The organism is Micropruina sp., assembly GCF_027492755.1.
Taxonomy (GTDB): Bacteria; Actinomycetota; Actinomycetes; order Propionibacteriales; family Propionibacteriaceae; genus Micropruina.
On sequence record NZ_JAPUED010000038.1, the window covers coordinates 1 to 21,070 of the forward strand.

At 67.7% G+C, this 21,070-nt stretch carries 18 protein-coding genes; 10 read left to right on the forward strand and 8 right to left on the reverse strand.

Annotation, left to right across the window (positions count from 1 at the left end):
* Positions 1-17: 17 nt before the first annotated feature.
* Complete coding sequence (locus Q0066_RS02485) at positions 18-1,037, reverse strand: LacI family DNA-binding transcriptional regulator (RefSeq protein WP_298129727.1); 1,020 nt, start codon at positions 1,035-1,037, stop codon at positions 18-20.
* Positions 1,038-1,264: 227 nt separating this feature from the next.
* On the opposite strand from Q0066_RS02485, the gene Q0066_RS02490 reads away from it, so the two are divergent.
* The 7 genes from Q0066_RS02490 to Q0066_RS02520 all read left to right on the forward strand — a co-directional run bounded on the left by Q0066_RS02490 (position 1,265) and on the right by Q0066_RS02520 (position 9,386).
* Complete coding sequence (locus tag Q0066_RS02490; protein ID WP_298129729.1) at positions 1,265-2,623, forward strand: extracellular solute-binding protein; 1,359 nt, start codon at positions 1,265-1,267, stop codon at positions 2,621-2,623.
* A complete protein-coding gene (locus tag Q0066_RS02495; protein WP_298129731.1) occupies positions 2,623-3,516 on the forward strand; it encodes a sugar ABC transporter permease in 894 nt (297 codons plus the stop codon). The genes Q0066_RS02490 and Q0066_RS02495 overlap by 1 nt, the downstream gene beginning before the upstream one ends.
* 7 nt (positions 3,517-3,523) lie before the next feature.
* Positions 3,524-4,360 carry a carbohydrate ABC transporter permease gene (locus tag Q0066_RS02500; protein WP_298129732.1) on the forward strand — a complete coding sequence of 279 codons (837 nt, stop codon included), beginning with the start codon at positions 3,524-3,526 and terminating at the stop codon, positions 4,358-4,360.
* Between the two features lie 84 nt (positions 4,361-4,444).
* Positions 4,445-5,932: a sucrose-6-phosphate hydrolase gene (locus tag Q0066_RS02505; protein ID WP_298129733.1), complete on the forward strand. Its 1,488-nt coding sequence runs from the start codon at positions 4,445-4,447 to the stop codon at positions 5,930-5,932.
* A 151-nt stretch (positions 5,933-6,083) separates the two neighbouring features.
* On the forward strand, positions 6,084-7,406 hold the full coding sequence (locus Q0066_RS02510) for an ABC transporter substrate-binding protein (protein WP_298129735.1): 1,323 nt from the start codon (positions 6,084-6,086) through the stop codon (positions 7,404-7,406).
* A gap of 79 nt (positions 7,407-7,485) precedes the next feature.
* Positions 7,486-8,478 (forward strand): sugar ABC transporter permease, encoded by a 993-nt coding sequence (locus Q0066_RS02515; RefSeq protein WP_298129737.1) that lies wholly within the window; start codon positions 7,486-7,488, stop codon positions 8,476-8,478.
* Entirely contained in the window at positions 8,475-9,386 is a 912-nt protein-coding gene (locus Q0066_RS02520; RefSeq protein ID WP_298129738.1) for a carbohydrate ABC transporter permease, read from the forward strand. The genes Q0066_RS02515 and Q0066_RS02520 overlap by 4 nt, the downstream gene beginning before the upstream one ends.
* A gap of 188 nt (positions 9,387-9,574) precedes the next feature.
* Here Q0066_RS02520 and Q0066_RS02525 read toward each other — a convergent pair whose 3' ends face one another.
* From Q0066_RS02525 to Q0066_RS02545, 5 genes are all read right to left on the reverse strand, one after another.
* Positions 9,575-11,653: an alpha-galactosidase gene (locus tag Q0066_RS02525; protein WP_298129765.1), complete on the reverse strand. Its 2,079-nt coding sequence runs from the start codon at positions 11,651-11,653 to the stop codon at positions 9,575-9,577.
* Between the two features lie 164 nt (positions 11,654-11,817).
* Positions 11,818-12,846: a LacI family DNA-binding transcriptional regulator gene (locus Q0066_RS02530; RefSeq protein ID WP_298129740.1), complete on the reverse strand. Its 1,029-nt coding sequence runs from the start codon at positions 12,844-12,846 to the stop codon at positions 11,818-11,820.
* 188 nt (positions 12,847-13,034) lie between these two features.
* The gene (locus Q0066_RS02535; protein ID WP_298129743.1) at positions 13,035-14,381 is read right to left on the reverse strand and encodes an FAD-dependent oxidoreductase; all 1,347 of its coding nucleotides are present in this window, start codon (positions 14,379-14,381) and stop codon (positions 13,035-13,037) included.
* Positions 14,382-14,432: 51 nt separating this feature from the next.
* Positions 14,433-15,251 (reverse strand): SGNH/GDSL hydrolase family protein, encoded by an 819-nt coding sequence (locus Q0066_RS02540; protein WP_298129745.1) that lies wholly within the window; start codon positions 15,249-15,251, stop codon positions 14,433-14,435.
* A gap of 286 nt (positions 15,252-15,537) precedes the next feature.
* Positions 15,538-16,206: an alpha/beta hydrolase gene (locus Q0066_RS02545; protein WP_298129747.1), complete on the reverse strand. Its 669-nt coding sequence runs from the start codon at positions 16,204-16,206 to the stop codon at positions 15,538-15,540.
* 194 nt (positions 16,207-16,400) lie between these two features.
* Between Q0066_RS02545 and Q0066_RS02550 the strand changes: the two genes are divergently transcribed.
* Positions 16,401-17,345, forward strand: coding sequence for a WYL domain-containing protein (locus Q0066_RS02550; protein WP_298129749.1), 945 nt, complete (start codon positions 16,401-16,403; stop codon positions 17,343-17,345).
* A gap of 78 nt (positions 17,346-17,423) precedes the next feature.
* Here the strand turns inward: Q0066_RS02550 and Q0066_RS02555 are convergent, their stop codons facing one another.
* Entirely contained in the window at positions 17,424-18,101 is a 678-nt protein-coding gene (locus Q0066_RS02555; RefSeq protein WP_298129751.1) for an EcsC family protein, read from the reverse strand.
* A 256-nt stretch (positions 18,102-18,357) separates the two neighbouring features.
* Between Q0066_RS02555 and aat the strand changes: the two genes are divergently transcribed.
* Both aat and Q0066_RS02565 read left to right on the forward strand, forming a co-directional pair.
* Positions 18,358-19,074, forward strand: coding sequence for a leucyl/phenylalanyl-tRNA--protein transferase (gene aat / locus Q0066_RS02560; protein ID WP_298129753.1), 717 nt, complete (start codon positions 18,358-18,360; stop codon positions 19,072-19,074).
* The gene (locus Q0066_RS02565) at positions 19,067-19,930 is read left to right on the forward strand and encodes a DNA-formamidopyrimidine glycosylase family protein (RefSeq protein ID WP_298129755.1); all 864 of its coding nucleotides are present in this window, start codon (positions 19,067-19,069) and stop codon (positions 19,928-19,930) included. The genes aat and Q0066_RS02565 overlap by 8 nt, the downstream gene beginning before the upstream one ends.
* Positions 19,931-20,070: 140 nt before the next feature.
* On the opposite strand, the gene Q0066_RS02570 is transcribed toward Q0066_RS02565, so the two are convergent.
* Positions 20,071-20,883: a fructosamine kinase family protein gene (locus Q0066_RS02570; RefSeq protein WP_298129757.1), complete on the reverse strand. Its 813-nt coding sequence runs from the start codon at positions 20,881-20,883 to the stop codon at positions 20,071-20,073.
* Positions 20,884-21,070: the final 187 nt, after the last annotated feature.

Genomic DNA, 21,070 nt, shown 5'->3' on the forward strand with positions numbered 1-21,070 from the left:
TCCCACCACGCGAGGACTCACTGACGCAGGTCGCGCACGGAATCCCGCAGTTGGATCGGCATCGGCACCAGCAGATTCTGCGGGTCGACCGAATCGCTGAGCGCCATCTCCATCGCCCGGCGTCCCATCTCCTCGTACGGCAGCAGCGCGGTGGTCAACGCCGGCCGCAGATGTGCGGCGATCACGTCGTCGTCGAACGACACCACGGAGACGTCGTCCGGAATGCGCAACCCGCGCAACTGCATGGCCTGGTAGGCGCCGAAGGCGAGCCGGTCATTGAGGCAGATCAGCCCGGTGAACCCGGCGCCCGAATCGAGCAACTCGTTCATGCCCTCGAACCCGACGTCCGGATCCCAGCGGCGGGCCCGGTAGCCGGCGACCCGCAGCCCGCGCTCGGCGATCACCTCGTCGATGCCGGCGAACCGGGCTCCGATGGTCACCGTCTCGCCCCAGTCCGGCTCCCGGTTCGGGTCGTAGCCGATGATGGCGATGTCGGTGTGGCCCGCGTCGGCCAGCACCGAGGCGATCTGCCGGCCGCCCTCGTGATCGGCGGGCAGCACCGTGGGGTGCTGTTCATCGCTCGCGCCGTTCACCATGATCACCGGCACGTCGGAGGGGACCGGCGGCACATGGATCCGCCGCGCCTGCATGAAGCCGAGGATCAGCGCCGACGGCTGGCGGTCGAGCATGGTGAGCAGCGCGCGTTCGGTGCGGGCCGCGTCGTTCCCGGTCTCGGCGATCAGCACCGTGTGCTCCCGCGCGTCGGCCTCCTGCAGCAGCCCGAGGATCATCGCCGAGGCGAAGCGGGTGGTGGTGACGTCGGCGGAGAGGAAGGCCACGGTTCGGGTGGAGCCCAGCCGCAGGCTGCGTGCGGTGTGGTTGGGCCGGTAGTTCAGTTCCTCGGCCGCCGCCCGGATCCGCGCGGCGGAGGTTGCGGACAGCCGTGTTCCGGGCCGGTTGTTGAGCACCAGGCTGGCGGACGCCGTCGACACACCGGCGCGGGCGGCAACGTCGGCGAGTGTGACGCGCTTCCTCATCCCAGCTCCCTCGCTTTGGGCATGGATGCTAGCGCCAGGTCCAAGTCGAGGGGAAAGCGCCTTCCGCAGCGTGGCGTCAGAAAGTGGGGAGAGTAGCTGCAAAATCGTTGACGCACGGGTGCTAAAACGATTAGCATCGCGCCACACTCGGGTCCCGATCAGCGGTCGTCGCTGCCTGTGACCCAAGCAGAAGGAGCAGCAGAGTGGCTGACATCACACGAAGAGCAATGCTCGCGACATTGGGCCTCGGTGCGATCGGGACGGTGGTCTCGTGGCCGCGGCTCACCGCTCAGGACATCCCCGGTCGGGGCAAGAGTGCCCTCACCATCGCGCTCTTCGGAACCGAACAGGACGCCCAACAGCGACAAGGGCTGATCGACGGCTTCCAGCGCAAACACCCCGATATCCCGGTTCGGATCGTGGCGATCCAGGGCCAGGACTGGAGCGAGTATTTCGCCAAGATTCTCACCATGATCGCGGCCGGCACCCCGCCGGACGTGGTCACCGTCGCCACCGAGGGAACTCAGTTGTTCGCCTCTCGGATGGCCCATCCGCTCGACGACTTCGTACAACGCGACGCCGCCGAGATGCAGGAGTACTTCGACGACGTTCACCCGTCGCTGATCGAGTCGTTCCTCTACAAGGGCAGCCTCTTCCAGCTGCCGGACAACTTCAACGCCGCGAACGTGTTCTACAACACCTCCGCGTTGCAGCGGGCCGGCTTGGAGCGGCCCAACGACAACTGGACCGTTGACGACTTCTTCAACGTCGCGCGGAAGATGAAGTCCAGCGGCCAGGGCAGCTTCCTGCCCTACTTCTGGAACAACCGGTTGTGGGGCGGCGTCGTGCCGTGGCTGTACGTCAACAAGACCAGCTTCCTCACCGAGGAGAAGGCGCCCGGCGGCGACTGGTTCTGGAAGAAGTTCTATCCCAACGAGACACCGCGCGGCGGCGGCTACCTGTGGGAGAACGCGGACGCCCTCAACGACGCCGCAGTGGAGAGCTTCTCGGTGCTGCAGCGACTGGTCAGCGAGGGCCTGGCGGCCAACCCGGCGCAGGGCGGCGGCAACGAACTCGTCGCCCTGTTCTCCACCGGCGCGGTGGGTATGACCCCGGCCGGCGGCTACTGGGTGCAGGGCCTCAAGGAGGCGGGTGTCGCCAACGACGCCTACGACGTCACCTACTTCCCGGCGATGAACGGGCAGCGCCACCAGTTCGGTGCCGGCGGCTACGCCATCATGGACGTCTCGGAGCGTAAGGACGAGGCCTGGGAGTGGCTGAAGTACTGCGTCTCGCTCGAGGGCATGTCGATCGCCCACAACAAGCCTGACTCGTCCCTGCCGCGCAAGTCGCTGAACGACAAGCTCTACGGCGCGGGCGTCGGTCCCGCGCATTGGAATGTGTTCTACGACACCCTGATCAAATTCCCGACCACCGGACCGATGCCTGCACCCCCGCAGCAGGCCGCGGTCGAATCGGCGCTGCTCAAGAACGTGGTCAACACGATCATGAACGGGCCGGGCGGCGTCCGGCCCGGTCTCGAGCTGATGCAGCGTGACCTCGAACTCGCACTGAAGGGACGATGATGTCCACGACTACTAGTCCTCGAAAGAAGAACCGGGCGCTGGTCTGGGTCTTCCTTGCCCCCACGGTGATCGGGCTCGGCCTGTTCAGCGTGGTGCCGATCATCGGTTCGGTCGTGCTGGCGTTCTTCCGCTGGGACATCATCACCGCGCCGCAGTTCATCGGCTTCGACAACTTCGTCCAGATGGGCGCCAACCCCACGATCCGGGTGTCGTTCTTCAACACGCTCACCTTCGTGGTCGCCGCCGTCATCGTGCAGCTGGCGGTCGCCCTCGGGCTGGCCATCCTGGTGCAGTCCAGGATGCCTGACTGGCTGCGGACCTTCTTCCGCTCGGCGCTGTTCTTCCCGCTGATCCTGTCGGCGGCGTCGGTGTCGCTGATCATGGCCTACCTGTTCAACTACGAGTTCGGCCTGATCAACCAGTTCCTCACCTTGATCGGCGTCGGCAAGGTGGGCTGGCTGACCACCGGCTTCGGTGCCAAGGTCGTCGTGCTGATCGTCTACGTGTGGCAGAACTTCGGCTTCACCTTCCTGATGTTCATCGGCGGCATCGCCGGCATTCCGAAGGAGGTGTACGAGGCGTCCTCGATCGACGGCGTGGTCGGCTGGTCGCAGTTCCGGCACATCACCATTCCGCTGATCAGCCCGACCATGCTGGTGGCGTCGGTGATGGCGATCATCAATGCGCTGCAGATCTTCGATCAGCCGTGGGTTCTCACCCGTGGCGGCCCAGGCGACGACACCCGCACCGCGGTGATGGTGATCTACGAGTCGGCCTTCCGGCAGCTCGACTTCGGTGGAGCCTCGGCCGTCGGCATCGTCCTCACGCTGGTGATCATGGTTGTCACCGGCATCCAGTTCCAGCTCAGCAAGCGCTACGTCTTCTACGGGTGAGGTTTTCATGAGCAACATTGATGCAGTCAAAACCCGTTCATCCCTCGCTGGGCTCGGAACGTTCGGCAAGTACCTGGTGCTCGGCATCGCCGCCTTCCTGACCATCGGTCCGGTGGTCTGGACGTTGATCACCGCACTCAATCCGCAGGATCCGGTGACGCACGTCACCACCACCGGTTTCGAAGCGTTCGTCGACGTGTTCGAGAAGATCCCGGTCTGGTTGTACGTGTGGAACACCGCCCTGGTCACGGTGCTGGTGGCGGCCGGTCAGATGATCAGCGCGGCGATGGCGGGCTACGTGTTCGCCCGCTTCGACTTCCGCGGCAAGAACGCCCTGTTCGCCGTCATCCTGGCCACCATGATGGTGCCGATGCAGGTGACGATCGTCCCGGTGTTCATGCTGATCCGCGGCATGGGGCTGGCCGACACGCTGCTGGCGCTGATCATTCCGGCCCTGCCGACGGCATTCGGCACCTTCCTGATGCGGCAGTACTTCATGGGTCTACCGGTCGAACTCGGCGAAGCCGCCGAGATCGATGGCGCCGGCCCGTGGAAGACCTTCTTCAGCATCTATCTGCCGTTGTCGGCACCCGGTTTGGCGATCGTCGGAATCCTGGCGTTCAACTACCACTGGAACGAGTTCTTCCGTCCGCTGATCATGACGATCAGCGAGCAGAACTTCACCCTGCCGCTCGGCCTGGTGTCGCTGCAGGGCAAGCTCGGCAGCGGTTCGGTCTCGACCGTGCTGGCCGGCGTCATCATCTCGATGATCCCGGCACTGCTGGTGTTCGTCTTCGGTCAGAAGCCGCTTCGTGAGGGCCTCACCGCGGGCGCCGGAAAGTAAGGCACTCCACGCGATGCCCGTCACCGTCGGGTGGCGGGCATCGTGCCGTTCGATCACACAGCTATTTGGTCTGGGAGCAGAAGCATGACTGTCAGCATGAGCAACGCGTTGCAGCGGGCCGAGGCCGCCGTCGGTGACCTGGCGGCGAGCCGTCGCGACCGGTGGTACCCGCGATTCCACATCGCCGGGGTGGCCGGGTGGATCAACGACCCGAACGGACTGTGCCATTTCAACGGCCGCTACCACGTGTACTTCCAGCACTATCCCTACGGCACCGATTGGGGGCTGATGCACTGGGGGCATGTCAGCAGCGCCGATCTGATCACCTGGCGGCGGGAGCCGATCGCGATGGCGCCGAGCCTGCCCGCCGACCGGGACGGCGTCTTCTCCGGTTCCGCCGTCACCGCGGAGTCGGGCGAACTGTACGTCTACTACACCGGTCACGTCTGGAACAACGGTGTGGACTTCACCGACGGCGTCACCCAGTGCCAGATGCTCGCGGTCAGCCATGACGGGACCCACTTCGAGAAGAAGGGGGTGGTCATCGACAACCCGGACGGCGTCCCGCAGTTCCGCGATCCCAAGGTGTGGCGGCAGGGGGACAGCTGGTATCTGGTGGTCGGCGTCGGCACCTCCGACCGGCACGGCGAGGTGTGGCTGTACCGCTCCGGCGACATGCTCGACTGGCAGTTCGACCGGGTGCTGTATCGCTCGTCGCTGCCCGGGGTGTTCATGCTGGAATGCCCGGACTTCTTCCCGCTCGGTGACAGCTGGGTGCTGCTGGTCAGCCCGATGGGTGCCAGCCCGGACGGCTTCGAGCGGCGCAACATCCACAACGTCGGCTACGTGGTCGGCCGCTGGCGTCCCGGCGGCGACTTCGAGGTGATCGCCGACCACACCGAACTGGACCGGGGCGGCAACTTCTACGCGCCGCAGACCTTCGAGGCGCCGGACGGACGCCGCCTCCTGATCGGCTGGATGGGCGGCGGCCCGGAGCAGCCGATGCCCTCCCAGGCGGACGGCTGGTGCTCCCAGCTGACCGTGCCGCGCGAACTCGGGCTGACTGCCGACCACAGGCTGACCATGTGGCCGATCGCCGAGGTGGAGGCGCTGCGCACCGCCACCGACGAGCACGGCGCCCTACGGTTGACCGATGACGAATCGCGCGTGGTCACCACCGATCTGACGGCCGGCGAGATCGACATCGAGATCGACCTGGCGGCCAGCACCGCCGAACGCATCGGCCTGGCCGTCCACAAGATCCCGGATGGCGACGAGACCCTGATCGCCTACGACGTCCAGACCGGACGGGTGATGGTCGACAGGCATCACTCCGGTGCCGGTCAACGCGGCTACCGCAGCGCCGCGGTGCGGGGTGGCACCCTGCGGATGCGCATCCTGCTGGACGCCTCCAGCGTCGAAGTGTTCCTCGACGAGGGTCGCGAGGCGCTGAGCCTGCTGGTGTTCCCCGGCGAGGGTGAACGATCGGTCGAACTTTTCAGCGAGGCCGGGACGGCGTCCGTCACCGAGCTGCACGTGCACCGAATGGGCAGCAGCTACGAACTCCACTGACCCGGGCAGAGACCAACACCCCTAGATCACACGATGGTTGCAACTTGCTGCTCTATCTACACGAGAAGAGTCGTCTCCTGTATGTTGCGGTCCAGAGCGACCACTCAGAAGCCGCTCACATCCATTCTGTTGCAAGGGGGCGACTGAAGTTATGAGAAAAAAGAGCCTTGCCCTGATCGCGGGCCTGGCGGCGAGCAGCTTATTGCTGACCGGCTGCTTGAGCGGCGGCGGAGGGCCCGAGCCGGGTGCGACCGAGACCGGGCCGGCCACGGCAAAGGACACCATCCAGGTCATGTACGCCTTCTCGGGCGACCAGTCCACGGCCTTCCAGAAGGACATGACGACCTGGGCCGACAGCCAGGGCATCAAGCTGGACTTCATCCAGTCGAACGAGTTCGAGGTGCAGATCACCGCCAAGATCCAGTCCGGCAACGCGCCCGACATCGCGATCTTCCCGCAGCCGGGCATCCTCCGGCAGCTGGCGAAGGACGGCCAGGTGGCCGATCTGAGCACCCAGGTCGATCTGCCCAAGCTGCAGGCCGACGTGGTACCGGGCTTCCTGGACGCCGCGACCGTCGACGGCAAGACCTACGGCGCGCCGATGGCGATGAACGGCAAGTCCTTCTACTGGTACAACAAGCCCGCCTTCGAGGCCAAGGGCTACACGGTGCCCGCCACCCACGCCGAGCTGCTGACGCTGCTCGACAAGATCAAGGCCGACGGCACCGCACCGCTGTGCTACGGCATGGAGTCGGGCTCCGCGACCGGCTGGCCGGCCACCGACTGGATCGAGGACTACGTGCTGCAGACCTCGGGCACCGAGGTCTACGACAAGTGGGTCGCGGGTGAGATCAAGTTCGACAGCCCCGAGATCCGCAAGTCGTTCGATGTCTACAACCAGATCCTGATGACCCCCGGCAACGTCTTCGGCGGCATCAAGAACGCCCCGTCGAACGCGTTCGCGCAGGCGCTCAACCCGATGTTCGAGAAGACCCCGAAGTGCTACCTGGGCAAGCAGGGCAACTTCGTCACCCAGAAGGGCTTCTTCCCCGACGACGTGTTCGCCAAGCTCGACACCCAGGTCGGCATGTTCATGACCCCGACCGTCAACGGCGAGCACCCGGTGCTCGGCGGTGGCGACCTGGCCGCGGCGCTGACCAAGAACGACACCAACGTCAAGAAGGTGCTGGCCTTCATGACCTCCGACCCGACCTTCGGTGAGAACCAAGTGAAGACCGGTGCGTGGCTGTCGCCGCTGAAGTCCTTCCCGCTGGACAAGTACCCGAACAAGGTGCTGCAGGACGTGGTCAAGTCGATTCAGAGCGCCTCGGTGTTCCGCTTCGACGGCTCCGACCAGATGCCGGGTGTGGTGGGTTCCGGCGCCTTCTGGACCGGAATGGTCAACTACACCAGTGGCCGGTCCACTCTGGACGAGACCCTGAAGGGCATCGACGCGAAGTGGCCGACTGAGTAAAACCAGAGGCCCGAGTCTCAGCCTGGCGGTGCTGCGAAGGTGTTCGCGGCACCGCCAGGCGCGAACTTAGGAGAAAATCGTGGTAGAGAAACTGGGACTCGCCCTCGGCGCCGTGGTTATCGGCGTCGTCGGTGCAGTCGCGCTCTTCTGGTTGTTGAACAAAGCCTGCGAGATGCTCCCCCGCAAATGGGAGAACCGGCTCAAGCCGTACGCGCTCATTCTTCCGGCCTTCGCCGTGATCGGGATCTTCCTGCTGTACCCGGCGGTGGAAACCGTGATGTCGTCGTTCCGCAAGGGCAGTTACGGACGACTGGGTCGCTGGGTCGGTTTCGACAACTATCGACGTCTGTTCACCGATCCCGACTTCATCAACACGCTGATCAACAATGTGTTGTGGATCATCGTGGCGCCGGCCCTGATCGTCGCCATGGGTCTCGGCGTCGCGGTGCTGGTCGACAAGCTGAATGCCCGCGGCGAGAAGATCGCGAAGTCGATCATCTTCTTGCCGATGGCGATCTCGATGGTCGGCGCGTCAACGATCTGGAACCTGGTCTTCGCCTGGAAGCCCGAAGGCCAGCCGCAGATCGGCCTGTTCAACCAGATCGTGGTCTGGTTCGGCGGAGCGCCGCAGACCTGGCTGCAGATCGACATGTTCCGCTTCAACACGTTCCTGCTGATGATGGTCTACGTATGGACGCAGGTCGGCTATTCGATGGTGCTGCTCAGCTCGGCGTTGAAAGCCGTCCCCGAGGACACCATCGAGGCGGGTCGGATCGACGGTGCCACCGAGGGGAAGATCTTCTTCCGGATCATTCTTCCGCAGGCCTGGCCGACCGTGATCACCGTATTCATCACGGTGCTCATCGGTGTCATGAAGGTCTTCGACATCGTCTATGCGATGACCAACGGCAACTACACCACCAACGTGCTCGGCAATGCCTTCTACGGGGCACTGTTCAAGGCCGGTGACCCAGGCACGGCGTCGGCGATCGTGGTGATCCTGATCGTCGCGATCATCCCGGTCCTGATCTACCAGGTTCGGCAGTTCCGGATTCAGGAGGCCAACTCATGAGCACCGCCACTCAGACCGTCAAGAAGAAGAAGGACGCTGGGCGCGACGAGAATTCCGGACGTTCGGTCGGGGCCGGCAAGGGCATTCTGATCATCGAGATCATCGTGGTGATCATGTGCCTGCTCTGGCTCATTCCGACGATTGGCCTGTTCATCGCGTCCATCCGCCCACGCAGCGAGTCGAACTCGAACGGTTGGTGGAACGTCTTCGCCAACCCGACGCAGATCACCATCGACAACTATCGCGAGGTGCTCACCACCGGCGCCATTCCGATGGGGCAGGCGTTCGTCAACTCGATCGCTGTCGCGGTGCCCGCCACCGTGATTCCGATTCTGATCGCCGCCTTCGCCGCGTACGTGTTCACGTTCATGAAGTTCCCGGGCCGCGACGCCCTGTTCATCCTGATCGTGGGCCTGCTGGTGGTGCCGAACCAGGTCGCGTTCGTGCCGCTGTCGATCATCTTCCAGCAGATGGGCATCAACGGTCAGTTCGCCACCGTCTGGCTGGCGCACGCCGGCTTCGGCATGCCGCTGGCGCTGTACATCTTGCGTAATTACATGGCGTCGCTGCCGAAATCGGTCGTGGAATCGGCCGAGATCGACGGGGCGTCCCATTGGAAGACGTTCTGGCAGTTGATCATTCCGATGTCGACACCGGCATTGGCGTCGTTCGCGATCTTCCAGTTCCTCTGGGTCTGGAACGATCTGCTGGTGGCGCTGATCTTCCTCGGCCAGGGCGACAACGCGGTGTTGACCATCGCGGTGGCCGGCCTGCTCGGCAGCCGCGGTGAGAACTGGCACTTGGTCACCGCCGGTGCCTTCGTGTCGATGATCATGCCGCTGATCGTCTTCTTCGCCCTGCAGCGCTACTTCGTGCGCGGCCTCACCTCAGGTGCGGTCAAGGGCTGACGAAACGCCGTATCGCCGGTTGTGCCCGTCGAGACCCGAACCCCGTTGGGGCGAGGGTTTCGACGGGCTCGTCCGCGTTGGTCGAGCTTGTCGAGACCTCGGTCACCAAGGGTTTCGACAAGCTCAACCAGCGATGGGTCAGACAAGCTCAACCAGCGGTGGCTGAGATTCGCTCAATCAGCGATGGGTCAGGCTCGGCGCAGGTGGAGCAGAGTCGCCCGCTCCGGGTAGAGGTCGGGGGCTCTCACGCCCAGTTCACCCAGCACCGCGCCCGGAAGAGTGACACCCTCGCGCCACCAACTCCAGTTCTGTGGCGATCGCAGCGACAGGGCGAGATCGGAGCTGACGCCGTCCGGCAGGAGTTCCACCAGGTGGTAGTCGGCGCTCGGATCGAGCCCGGGCAGGCGCATCGCCACGGACGGCCGGACGGCCGAGGTGCTCATCCGGACGAAGCTGAAGACGGCCTCGTCCCGCTCGCCCGAGACCACGCCGTGAGCGCGCCAACTGGCGTCCGGAGGGTCGACATGCACCACGCGTCCGGTGTGCAGCAACGGGCGGAGCCGCTTGTGCAGGCCGATCCAGGCGGCCAGGTCGCGACGTTCCTCTTCGCTGGCCTCCAGCAGGTTCCATTCGATGCCCATGTGCGAGAAGAGGGCGGTCGAGGCGCGCAAGGTGAGGTTCAGCGTCCGGCCGGTGGTGTGGGACGTCGTCGACGCGACATGGGAACCGACCATCTCGGGCGGTAGCAGCAGCGCCGTGCCGGCCTCGATGTCCTGCCGCTCCAGCGGGTCGATGCAGTCCGAACCCCAGACTCGCACCGCGCGCTCCAGGATGCCCAGGTCGATCCGGCCGCCGCCGCCGGCGCAGGACTCGATCTCCAACTCCGGATGGGCGGCGAGCAGGGTGTCCATCAGCCGATAGGTGGCCAGGGTCTGCGCGTGATACGCGGGCCTGCCGGTCAGTGGGGAGATCGCCTCGGGCAGGTCACGGTTGAAATCCCACTTGATGTAGTCGATCCGCACGCCGTCGAGGACGGCCAGGAGCTGATCGCGGACGTGTGCGAAGGCGTCCGGATTGCTCAGGTCGAGCACCTGCTGCTGACGCTCCTCCTGGGGCCGGTGGGTCCGCGGCGACAGGATCCATTCCGGGTGGGCGCGAGCGACGTCCGAATCGGGGTTGACCATCTCGGGTTCGAACCACAGGCCGAACTCCATGCCGTGGGCGTGGACGGCGTCCGCCAGCGGAGCGAGGCCGTTCGGCCAGGCGTCGACCGAGACCACCCAGTCGCCGAGACCCGAGCGATCGTCGCGTCGCGAACCGAACCAGCCGTCATCGAGCACGAATCGCTCGGCGCCGACCTCGGCGGCCACCTCGGCCAGTGCCAGCAGCGGCTCCAGGGTGTGGTCGAAGTACACCGCCTCCCAGGCGTTGAAGGTGACCGGCCGCGGCGAGGTGGGATGGCCGGGCCGCGCGCGCAGATAGCCGTGGATGCGGCCGGCGGCTTCGTCCAGGCCCTCGCCCCAGGTGGCGATCAGCCACGGTGTGGCGTACGAGTCGCCGGAGTTCAGCACCACCTCACCCGGCAGCAGCAGTTCGCCGCCCAGGAGTGCCTGGAAGCCCGTCACGACCCGCTCGGCCAGAGTCCGGGTGTTGCCGGACCAGGCGACGTGCACGTAGTGCACCAGCCCACGGTTCCAGCCGGTGCCCGGTTCGCAGCTGCCGTGGATGCTCGATCCGGCGTGGGCACGGGCCGTCCGTGTGGTGCGCTCGTGGCTGCCGAGGGTGAACTCGTGGGTGCTGGTCTCACGCTCGCGCAGATGGTGGCCGGACTGGTCCAGCACCAGGGTCTCGCTGGGCGGCGTCGGCAGCGCGAGCAGCAACGAGTCGACCCCGTAACCGTCGGCGCCCCGGTTCGTCAGGGTGGCGCGGGTGCGCACCAGTCCGGACGCCGTCAGCTCGATCTCGATGGCGAGGTCGAGGTCGGCCTCGTCGTCGTGCGCCTCCACCCGGACGTGCGAGGGCGCCTGGCCGGTTCCTTCGGCAGCCTCCACCTCGATCGCCGTCGGATGGAAGTCGGAGAACTGCCCCAGGCCGGCTCGCGAACCGACCAGCCCGGGGGTGGTGGTCCAGCCTTCCGCCTGCTGGGGAACCAGGGAAAGGCGAGGCGGAACGTCGGCGTTGCCCGACACCACGCCCGCCCGGGCAGAGGCCCAGGCGGCCAGCTGTGCGTCGTCCAGCGGGCCGAGATCCCGTCCCCAGTGGAGCACCTGAGGCAACGAGTCGAGCTCGCAGCGCAGCGCCAGGCACGTCCCCCCTCGCCGCATCAGGATGTCCCGAGCGCCGGTCGGCCGGGCGGAGCTCGCGGTGGGTTCAGATGGTCGAGTGGGCAACGCGGGCTCCTTGCGAGTTCGGTTCTGTCACGAGGACACGGCTAGGGGGTGATCGTCGTCCCGGCGCAGCCGCAGGACTGGCGGACGATCAGGTCGGTGGGAAGCTGCTCGAAGGCCTCGGTGGTGCCGTCATCGCCCAGCAGTTCGTAGGCCCGGCGGGCGATGGTGGCGACCGGCTGCCGGGCGACGGTCAACGCCGGGTAGGTGAACGCGGACTCCGACGTGCCGTCGAAGCTGACCACCGCGACTTCGGACGGCACCTTCGTGCCGGTCTCGTGCAGCGCGCGGAGCACACCGGTCGCCTGCAGATCCGACGATGCGAACACGGCCTGTGGCGGGAGCGGCGCGGCCAGCAGTTGCTGCGCCGCCCGGTAGCCGCCGATCCGGTCGAACGCCGCGCGTGCGATGGGACCCTCCGGCAGGCCGTGGCGACGCAGGGCATCGCGCCAGCCCACCTCGCGTGGATCGACCAGTCCGGGCAGGTCGCGTCCGACCACCAGGGCGATCCGGGTGAGGCCATGGACGGCGATCAGATGGTCGACCAGCTGATCGGCGCCGCCTCGGAGGTCGGAGCCGATCGAGCGCCGTCCGGGCAGCGGAACCATGGTGTCGAGCAGCACGCACGGCACGTTGGTGCGAATGCCTGCCAGCGGATCGTCGTGCGACGAACTGCCGCGGACGATCAGGCCGTCGATCTGGCGGCTCAGCATGCCGTCGATCAACTGGCGTTGATGGCGCAGGTCACCGAGCGAATTGCCGAGCAGCACCGCCTTGCCGGCGTTGACCGCGAGTTGCTCGATCTCTTGGCTCAACTCGGCGAAGAACAGGTTGTCGAGCTGCGGGGTGACGAGCCCGATGGTGTCGCTGACCCCGCGGCGCAGCGCGCGGGCGCTGCCGTTGGGCCGGTAGCCCAGCACGTCGATGGCTTGCTTCACCCGTTCGGCGGTGGTGGCCGCCACCGGGCGGGGGCCATTGTTGATGACGTAGCTGACCACGGCGGTGCTCACTCCGGCGTAGCGCGCAACATCGGCTCGTGTCACCACGTGTCGGACGTGCGTGCTGCCGGGCATCGCTGCACGTCTCCTCTCCCGTCGAGCCGCCACCGGGCACTGATGGTTGATTCGCCACGATGCGCCGGGTCGTCGAATCTACACGTATTGCGGCGGCACGGGCAATGAAGGGTGCGCACTTCTGACACCGCGCGTCAGCGCGGGGTGGGCCGCCGGGAGACCCGGCGTCCGGGAGGGGGTTTCGGGCCTCAACCGGGAGGTATCGGCCCGCCCGGACGCTCGGCCTGCACCAGGTCGAGCAACTCGTGCCAAGCCTCGATCTTCATCCGTTCGCGCGCGTAGGACGCGCCACGGTTGGCCTCGGCCGCCTCGATCCGCCGCCAGTCGTCGTAGCTGGACGGCACGAAGCCACGTGCAGCGAGGGCATCGACCAGATCGACACGGTCGGCGCGCGGACCGAGCTTGGCCAAGTCGGCCAGCACGTGCTCCACGGTCTCGCGGGCGTCGGACTTGTTCGTGCCGATCACCCCGATCGGGCCGCGTTTGATCCAGCCCACCACATACTCGCGCGGCGCGACGCGGGAGCCGTTGAGCACCCGGCCGTGCTCGGAGGGAATCACCCCGAGCTTCTCGTCGAACGCCACCCCGGGCAGCCGGACGGCGCGGTAGCCGATGGCGCGCAGCACCAGTTCGACCTCGAGCGTCTCGGTTTCGCCGGTGCCCACCACCCGGCCGTCGTCGAGCCGGGTGCGCTCCAGCACCAACTCGCGCACCGGGTCACCGCACAGTTCGACCGGACGGCGCCAGAACAGGAAGTGCAGCCGCATCCGCGGAGCGGCCACCTGGGTCTCGGACGCCTCGCGCAGCACGGCGACGTTCGCCCGGGTGCGCCGGTCCAGGGTGTCGTCGTCGATGTCGTCGAATGCCTCCGGGTCGACGCTGACCGCGACCCCGGGGGTGCGGCACAGTTCACGCAGTTCGGTGGTGGTGAAGCTGGCGTGCTGCGGGCCACGGCGTCCGACCACCCAGACATCGGTCAGCCGGGCTCGGCGCAGCTCGCCCAGCACGTCCTCGGGCATGTCGGTCACCGCGAGCGCCAGCGGCTCCTTGACCAGGATGCGAGCCACATCCACCGCCACGTTGCCGACACCCACCGCCACCGCTTGCCGGACGCCGTCCAGCGACTGCGGTTCGGCGTCCGGATGGCCCGAGTACCAGGCCACGAACTCGCGGGCTGAGCGGCTGCCGACGGCGTCCTCGCCCGGAACCCGCATCCGTAGGTCCTCGCTGGCGCCGACGGCGTAGATCACCGCGTCGTAGCCGGTGAGCAGCTCTTCGCGGGTGACGTCACGTCCGAAGTGGACCATGCCGAGGAAGCGGACGGCCGGGGCGTCGAAAACCCGGGCGAGCGCATGGGCGACCGCCTTGATCGAGGTGTGATCGGGCGCCACCCCGTACCGCAACAGGCCGTACGGGGTCGGCAGCCGATCGAAGATGTCGACGGCGACATCGTCGCGGGCGGACAGGAACTGGGCCGCGAACAGCCCGGACGGCCCGGCGCCGACGATCGCGACGCGGAAGCGGGGTTCCGGCATGGCCGAACACTACCGGCCGGAACCCACGCTCTCGCTATGGGTGACGCGCCGTCAGAGGAACTTCGAGGCAACGGTCGGCAGGTAGCCCAGAACCTGTCCGAGGGCGTTGGGGTGGAAAGCGACCGGGCTCTCCGGGCCGGTGATCCAGGGCAGCCGGGCGCACCAGGCGTGGTTCTTGAACGACTTCGTCGGATTCGCGAACCGGGCGCCGACCGAGGCAGCCGCCTGCGACAGTCGCGTGTTGAGCAGATCGATCGCACCGTTCATGATGCGCTGCTCCTTCGCGCTGTAGTCCACCAGCGGACTGCAGTTCTTCCCGCTGAACAGCCGGGGGTAGCCGACCACGACCACCCGTGCCTGCGGGGCGCTCTGCCGGACGGCGGCGAACAGTGCGCTCGCCTGGCCGGTGAACGTCGAGTTCATGTAAGCCGTCGACTGGGCGACCGCGGCCGCGCACTCGTCGTCGTTGTCCTTCTGCGCGCAGAGCCCGAAGACCTGCGTGAAGCCGATGTCGTTGCCGCCGGCCTGGACACTCACGTAGCGGGCCGACGAGGACACCGACGGCAACTGCTTGGTGGCGACATCGGGCATCGTGGCCCCGGCACAGGCGAGCGTGGTCAGCTGCAGCCTGGCGGCCTGCGCCAGCAGCCGCGGGTAGGCGAGGTTGGAGCGGCCGCAGGCGTCGGTCGCAGGGGCGGCCCCGGTGCCCGCGGCGAACGAGTCGCCGAGGGCGACATAGCTGCGGTGTGGCGATTTGTGGTGGCCCCCTCTGTGTTGGGGCGCGGGGTGAGCGGACGCCCCCGGTGCCGCTACCAGAATCAAGGCGAGCGCTGTCAACGTGACAGCGCAGAACCGGCGGAACATGGACATGGTGAACCCTTCCCCTCCCGTGGCGAGGCGAGAATCGCAGGTTGTTCCGACGTCCGGACAGGTGGCAATTCTGCCCCCTTGTGGCGGTTCCCTCCAGGTGCACCGGATCGGCGCAGGCTGCCCGCCGTGGTGGCCCCCCGTGCGGCCAGGGCATCCAGACCCGCGGTCCCTCGGCCTTGCAGCGCAACACGTCCCACTGAGAGGTGAAACAGATCGCTCGCCGGTGACCAAGAGAACCGTCCCCTCGGTCACCGGGGACGGTTCCTTTGGTCACCTGGTCACCTGGTCACCTGGTCAGCAGGGCTGCCAGTGCTGTCGGCTGGGTGACCATCGGCCAATGTCCGGAGTCGAGATCGACCAGGTCGAGGTGCCGGGCCCTCGCCAGCTCGGGTAGTTCGCCGGCGGTGATCCAGGCCTTGGCGTCGTCCGGGGTGAACTCGGGGCAGATCAGCGTGACCGGGACGTCGTAGCGGCCCTCGTTCTCCAGCCGCACGATGCCGCGGGCGACACCCTCGGGCACCGGGATCATCGCCGACGCCACCCGCTCGCGGGTCGCGGCGTCCAGGTCGGCGGAGTCCGGACCCTCGAACGCCGGCCAGCCGGGGAACGGCATCGCTCCGTCGACGATCGGCAGGAAGTCGGCGTAGGCCTCGCCGTCCGCGACCGGGAAGCCGCCGATCAGCGCCACCCCGGCCACCGGACGCCGATCGGCCGCGATCCAGGCCAGTGATGCCGCCGCCGAATGGCCCACCACCAGCGGCGGTGCGACACAGTCGTCGATCGCGGCCAGAACCGCCGTGACCTGGTCGTCCAGGGTTGCCTCGGTGTTGCCGTCACCCTGTCCGGGCAGGGCCACCGGGATGCCCCGATGCCCCCGCCGGTCGAGCTCGGTCACCACGTCCGTCCATACCTGCGGGGCCAGCCACAGGCCCCCAATCAGCACGATGTCGGTCATCGTCTCCTCCTTCAGCGATGCGCTGATCAAAGCCGCGCCCTCGTCATCCCGGACTTGATCCGGGATCTCTCCGGGATCTTTCCCCGCCGGAGATCGCGGGTCGGAGCCCGGGATGACGTGCATGATCAGCGATGCCCTGCACCCTAGGAGGGGATCCGGACGATCCGCGTCCGCAACCGACCTACGATGACGCCATGGACGCCAGCCCCACCGCCCGGGCCCTGCGCACGCTCGACCTCATCCACCAGCGGCCCGGGATCCGTGCCGTGGATCTCGCCGACCGGCTCGGGGTGAGCGAGCGGGCCGTCCGCCGCTATGTCGGCACGCTGCGCGATGCCGGCATCCCGGTCACCGCCACCACCGGACCGTACGGCGGCTATCAGATCGGACGCGGCGTCCGGCTACCACCGGTGGTGTTCAGCGGCGCCGAGGCGCTGGCGACGGTGATGGCGGTGCTGGATTCGCCGGCCGGCGCACCGGACCCCGACAGCCTGGCCGGATCCGGCGTCGCGAAGCTGTTGCGGGCACTTCCGGAATCGGTCGGACGGCCCGCCACGCAGTTCTGGCAGCACGTCGCGTCCGCCGGTGCACGGACGCCGCGGCCCGACCTCACCGTCACCTCGGCCCTGGTCGAGGCGGTCGCGGCGGGCCGGTGCGTCCGGATCTCGTATCGCAGCGCGGCCGGTCATGAGTGGACGAGCGAGGTCGACCCGTGGGCGGTCGTCGTGCGCTACGGACTCTGGTATCTGCTGTGCCGGACGAGCTCGGGCGAGCTGCGCACCTACCGGCTGGACCGGATCGGTTCGGTCGACCTGCTCAGCACCGCCTCCGAGGTGCCGGCCGATCTGGACGCCGCCGCCGTCCTGGAGCGCAGTCTCGGCGAAGGCTGGGGACTGACCACCCGGGTGCGGTTCCTTGCGCCCGCCGAGCGCGTCCGGCCCTGGCTGCGGGCACCGATGGGCCGCCTCGAACCCGACGGTGACGAGTGTGTGCTGACCGGCACCACCAGCAATCCGGAGATGTACGCGGGGGAGTGGCTGGCGCAGGTGCCGTTCCCGTTCGTCGTCGAGGAGGGACCTGAGCTGCGGGCCGCCGTCCGCGAACTGGCCGCCCGACTCACCGCCGCCGCCACTGGTTAGGTCCGACGCAACCACCGCTGGTTGAGCTTGTCGAAACCTTCCTAGGGTGGGCTGACCAGAGCCCAGGAGCGGCAAGCCTCAGCCGCGACGGCGGACGAACTCGCGCCGGGCGTACTGACCCAGGGCGTAGGTGAAGTAGCCGTCGGCGGCCGCGCCGACGCCGCCGCCGACCAGCGGGATCCGCTTGGCGACCTGCACCACCGCATGCTTGCCGGCCATCTTCATGCCCAGGTCGCCGAACACCCGTTCGCTGACCGCATGCTCCAGAATCGGGTCGAAGACCGGCGCGGTGGCCACCCCCAGCGGCGTGCTGGGCAACTTGCCGGACGCCACCAGCTTGCGTACGTCGTCCTCACCGAGCATCGCCAGGGTCAACGCCGAACGCACCCGCCGGTCATTGAGGTCGTAGCCGCGCAGGTGCGCGATCGCCGCGATCATTCGCATCTGGACGACGGCCAGCCCGGCCAGGTTGGTCGGTAGCGCCACCGGCAGCAACAACAGGCCGCCCAGGTTGGTCAGGAAGCCCTGCGCCCCGGCCAGCCCGACGTGTTGCCGAACCACCGACTCGACGGCCGCTTCATGATCGCCGCGGGTCTGCAGGCAGCGGGCGGCTGCGTCCTTGGCGCCCGGGATGGTCATATTGCCGTCGATGGCGAACTCGAGGATCTGCCGGAGCACGTTGCCGGCCACTTCGGGCGCGCGCTGAACGAGGGTCTTGCTGGCTTCCTGGGAGGAGCTGGGTTCCTGGGTGGACATGCGGTGACTCCTGAGCGTCGCGGGATTCGCCGTCCACACTACTCACGGTGCCCCCAGCCACTATCGGGGGTGACCCGGCGCCGTCCCTGGCTGCCGGCGCGAGCTGCTGGGCCAAGGTTTGAGGTGCCGTCCGAGAACTGCGGTCCGGATCAGCACCTGACGGCGTGCCGCGTGCTCGGGTCACAACTGGACCGCGGATTTCAGAGTCGGGACTCCCGTCCCCGCAATCGTCAGGCCCTGATGGCACAATCGAGCAATGAGTCGCCCGGGCATCTTCGGACCGCCGCGGGACTGGCCGGCGCAGGACCTGATCGGGCTCTCCGACGAGCTCGACCCCGACCTGGTGGTGTTGGCCTACCGCTGCGGGGTGTTCCCGATGCCCCTGCACAACTCCTGGTTCCCGGCCCGGATGGGTTGGTGGTCGCCGATGCGGCGCGGCGTCCTGCTGCCCGACGGGATGCGGGTAACCCGCTCGCTGCGGCAGGCCGCGAAACGCTATGTGACCACCGTCGATGCCGCTTTCGACCAGGTGATCAGCCGCTGCGCCGACCCGAGCCGTCCGCACGGCTGGATCGACGACGACATCGTCAACGCGTTCACCCTGCTGCACGAGCACGGGGTGGTGCACAGCGTCGAGACCTGGACGCCCGACGGACGGCTCGCCGGCGGTCTGTACGGGGTGTCGCTGGGCGGCTTGTTCGCCGGCGAATCGATGTTCCATGACCCCGAGATCGGACGGGACGCGTCCAAGGTGGCACTGCTGCGGCTGGTCCGGGCAATGCAGCGCGACGGCGGAACCGAGCGGCTGATCGACGTCCAATGGCGCACCGACCACCTGGCCTCGCTCGGGGTGATCGAGATCGATCGCGACGAATACCTGGCGGCGCTCGACGAAACCCTCGGCCTGCCCGGGCCCGACTGGGCGTCCGAGCGAGAACTGAGTGAGCGGGGAACGGAGGACGACGGTGCCTGAACTGCCCGAGGTGGAGGCGTTGCGCTCGTTCCTCACCGACAAGCTGACCGGTGCGACCATCGCTCGCACCGAGCTGTTGGCGTTCAGCGCGCTGAAGACGTTCCAGCTGCCGCTCTCGGCGTTGCACGGGGGCGAGGTGGAACAGGTCCGCCGCTACGGGAAATTCATCGCGATCGACGTCTCGGGCAGCTGGCTGGTGTTCCACCTGGCCAGGGCCGGCTGGCTGCAATGGAAGGACGCCATGCCCACCAAGCCGGCTCGTCCCGGACGTGGTCCGCTGAGTCTGCGGGTGGTGCTGGCCGACGGTTCGGGCTTCGATCTGACCGAGATGGGCACCCAGCGGAAACTGGCCATCTATGTGGTCGGCGACCCGCAGGAGGTGCCGATGCTGGCCAGCCTCGGCCCCGATCCGCTGGCCGACGAGTTCGACTCCGACGCGTTGGCGGCGATCCTGGCCAAGGCCGGACGCGCCCAGCTCAAGGGGGTGCTGCGCGACCAGCGGGTGATCGCCGGCATCGGCAACGCCTACAGCGACGAGATTCTGCACGCCGCCAAGCTGAGCCCGTTCAAGCCGTCCAACGCCTTGTCGGCCGAGGAACATGCCCGGCTGTTCGCCGCGATCAAGGATGAGCTCGGCGACGCGATCGCCCGTTCGGTCGGCCGGGCCGCCAAGGAGTTGAAGGGCGAGAAGAGGATCGGCCTGCGGGTCCACGGCCGCACCGGCGAACCCTGCGACGTCTGCGGCACGCCGATCGCCGAGGTCTCCTTCGCCGACTCGTCCCTGCAGTACTGCCCAGGCTGTCAGACCGGCGGTAAACCCCTGGCCGACCGCCGGATGTCCAAGCTGCTGAAGTAGGTCGCCCGGTTCGCGTGGAACGAAGGGGACGGTTCCTTGGTCACTGGGGACGGTTCCTTTGGTCACCGGGGACGGTTCTCTTGGTCACCAGAAGTGTCCAAAGGAACCGTCCCCGGCGACCGAGAGAACCGTCCCTCTGGTCACCAGCCGAGGGCGTCCAGGTCGGCGATCAGGGCGGGGACGCCGCGGTCGCCGAAGTGCCGGACGCCGAGCAGCCGGTGATGCAGGCCGAGCACCTTGCTGCGGTCGGCGAAGTCGTCCGGGATCGGCCATTCGTGTTCGTAGGCCTCCCAGAACTCCGGCGGGAACGGATTCTGGCTGACGCCGAGCATGTGCACCAGATCGAGCTCACGGTCGGCGAACGACACCTCCGGGTCGATCACCCAGCGGCCGGCGACGGTGTTGCCCGTCCACAGGTCGCCGTGGGTGAGCGAAGGGACGGGTCGGGACGGCAGCAGCGCCTGGATCGCGCCGTCGCAGGCCCGATCCAGGCGGCGGGCGACCGCACGCGGAACGGACGGGTCGGCCAGGTGGGTGCGGACGCGCTGCTCGGCGAAGAACGCAGGCCAGTCGTCCGACCAGGTGTTGGGTTGGAGGAAACGACCGCCCCGGTTCTCCCGGTGCCAGCCGTACCGCGGCCCGACCTGGCGATGCATCCGGGCGATCGCCAGGCCCAGCGCCGGCCAATCCGGGGGGCCGCCGACGTACTCGAGGATCAGCCGTGTTCCCGACGCCGCCAGCACCTTCGGGGTGGGGACGCCGGCCCGCCGCAACGCACCCAGCCCGTCGGCCTCGATCACCGCCGGATAGGGGCAGTCCTTGACCACGACGCGACGTCCGTCGGTCAGCGTCGCCAGTCGGGTATCGCCGACCCAGCCGCCACTCAGCGGCTCGACGCTGACCAGCACCGGCAACTCCACGGGCCAACCGCCCGGGTTCGTCGCCGCGTCCATCACCGCACGGTAACCCAAACCTGATGCCGGCACTCGGCATCGGCGGCGGCACGTGGCCCGTGCTCCCCGTGGAACAGCGGCGGATAACAGGATCATCTCGACCGGTCGTGCTGCTGGGGGTGGCCCGTGGGTGCCCGATATCCTCGGCGGTGCCGTCTACCCCGAGGAGTCCCATGTCGAGCGCGCT

What these genes read in the sequence shown, in the direction of transcription:
- Q0066_RS02570 (WP_298129757.1), bottom strand. Translation starts at nt 20,883, where the DNA reads ATGGACGCGGCGACGAACCCGGGCGGTTGGCCCGTGGAGTTGCCGGTG.
- Q0066_RS02530 (WP_298129740.1), bottom strand. Translation starts at nt 12,846, where the DNA reads ATGCCCGGCAGCACGCACGTCCGACACGTGGTGACACGAGCCGATGTT.
- Q0066_RS02535 (WP_298129743.1), bottom strand. Translation starts at nt 14,381, where the DNA reads ATGCCGGAACCCCGCTTCCGCGTCGCGATCGTCGGCGCCGGGCCGTCC.
- Q0066_RS02540 (WP_298129745.1), bottom strand. Translation starts at nt 15,251, where the DNA reads ATGTCCATGTTCCGCCGGTTCTGCGCTGTCACGTTGACAGCGCTCGCC.
- Q0066_RS02500 (WP_298129732.1), top strand. Translation starts at nt 3,524, where the DNA reads ATGAGCAACATTGATGCAGTCAAAACCCGTTCATCCCTCGCTGGGCTC.
- Q0066_RS02490 (WP_298129729.1), top strand. Translation starts at nt 1,265, where the DNA reads ATGCTCGCGACATTGGGCCTCGGTGCGATCGGGACGGTGGTCTCGTGG.
- Q0066_RS02485 (WP_298129727.1), bottom strand. Translation starts at nt 1,037, where the DNA reads ATGAGGAAGCGCGTCACACTCGCCGACGTTGCCGCCCGCGCCGGTGTG.
- Q0066_RS02555 (WP_298129751.1), bottom strand. Translation starts at nt 18,101, where the DNA reads ATGTCCACCCAGGAACCCAGCTCCTCCCAGGAAGCCAGCAAGACCCTC.
- Q0066_RS02505 (WP_298129733.1), top strand. Translation starts at nt 4,445, where the DNA reads ATGACTGTCAGCATGAGCAACGCGTTGCAGCGGGCCGAGGCCGCCGTC.
- Q0066_RS02545 (WP_298129747.1), bottom strand. Translation starts at nt 16,206, where the DNA reads ATGACCGACATCGTGCTGATTGGGGGCCTGTGGCTGGCCCCGCAGGTA.
- aat (WP_298129753.1), top strand. Translation starts at nt 18,358, where the DNA reads ATGAGTCGCCCGGGCATCTTCGGACCGCCGCGGGACTGGCCGGCGCAG.
- Q0066_RS02510 (WP_298129735.1), top strand. Translation starts at nt 6,084, where the DNA reads ATGAGAAAAAAGAGCCTTGCCCTGATCGCGGGCCTGGCGGCGAGCAGC.
- Q0066_RS02495 (WP_298129731.1), top strand. Translation starts at nt 2,623, where the DNA reads ATGTCCACGACTACTAGTCCTCGAAAGAAGAACCGGGCGCTGGTCTGG.
- Q0066_RS02520 (WP_298129738.1), top strand. Translation starts at nt 8,475, where the DNA reads ATGAGCACCGCCACTCAGACCGTCAAGAAGAAGAAGGACGCTGGGCGC.
- Q0066_RS02550 (WP_298129749.1), top strand. Translation starts at nt 16,401, where the DNA reads ATGGACGCCAGCCCCACCGCCCGGGCCCTGCGCACGCTCGACCTCATC.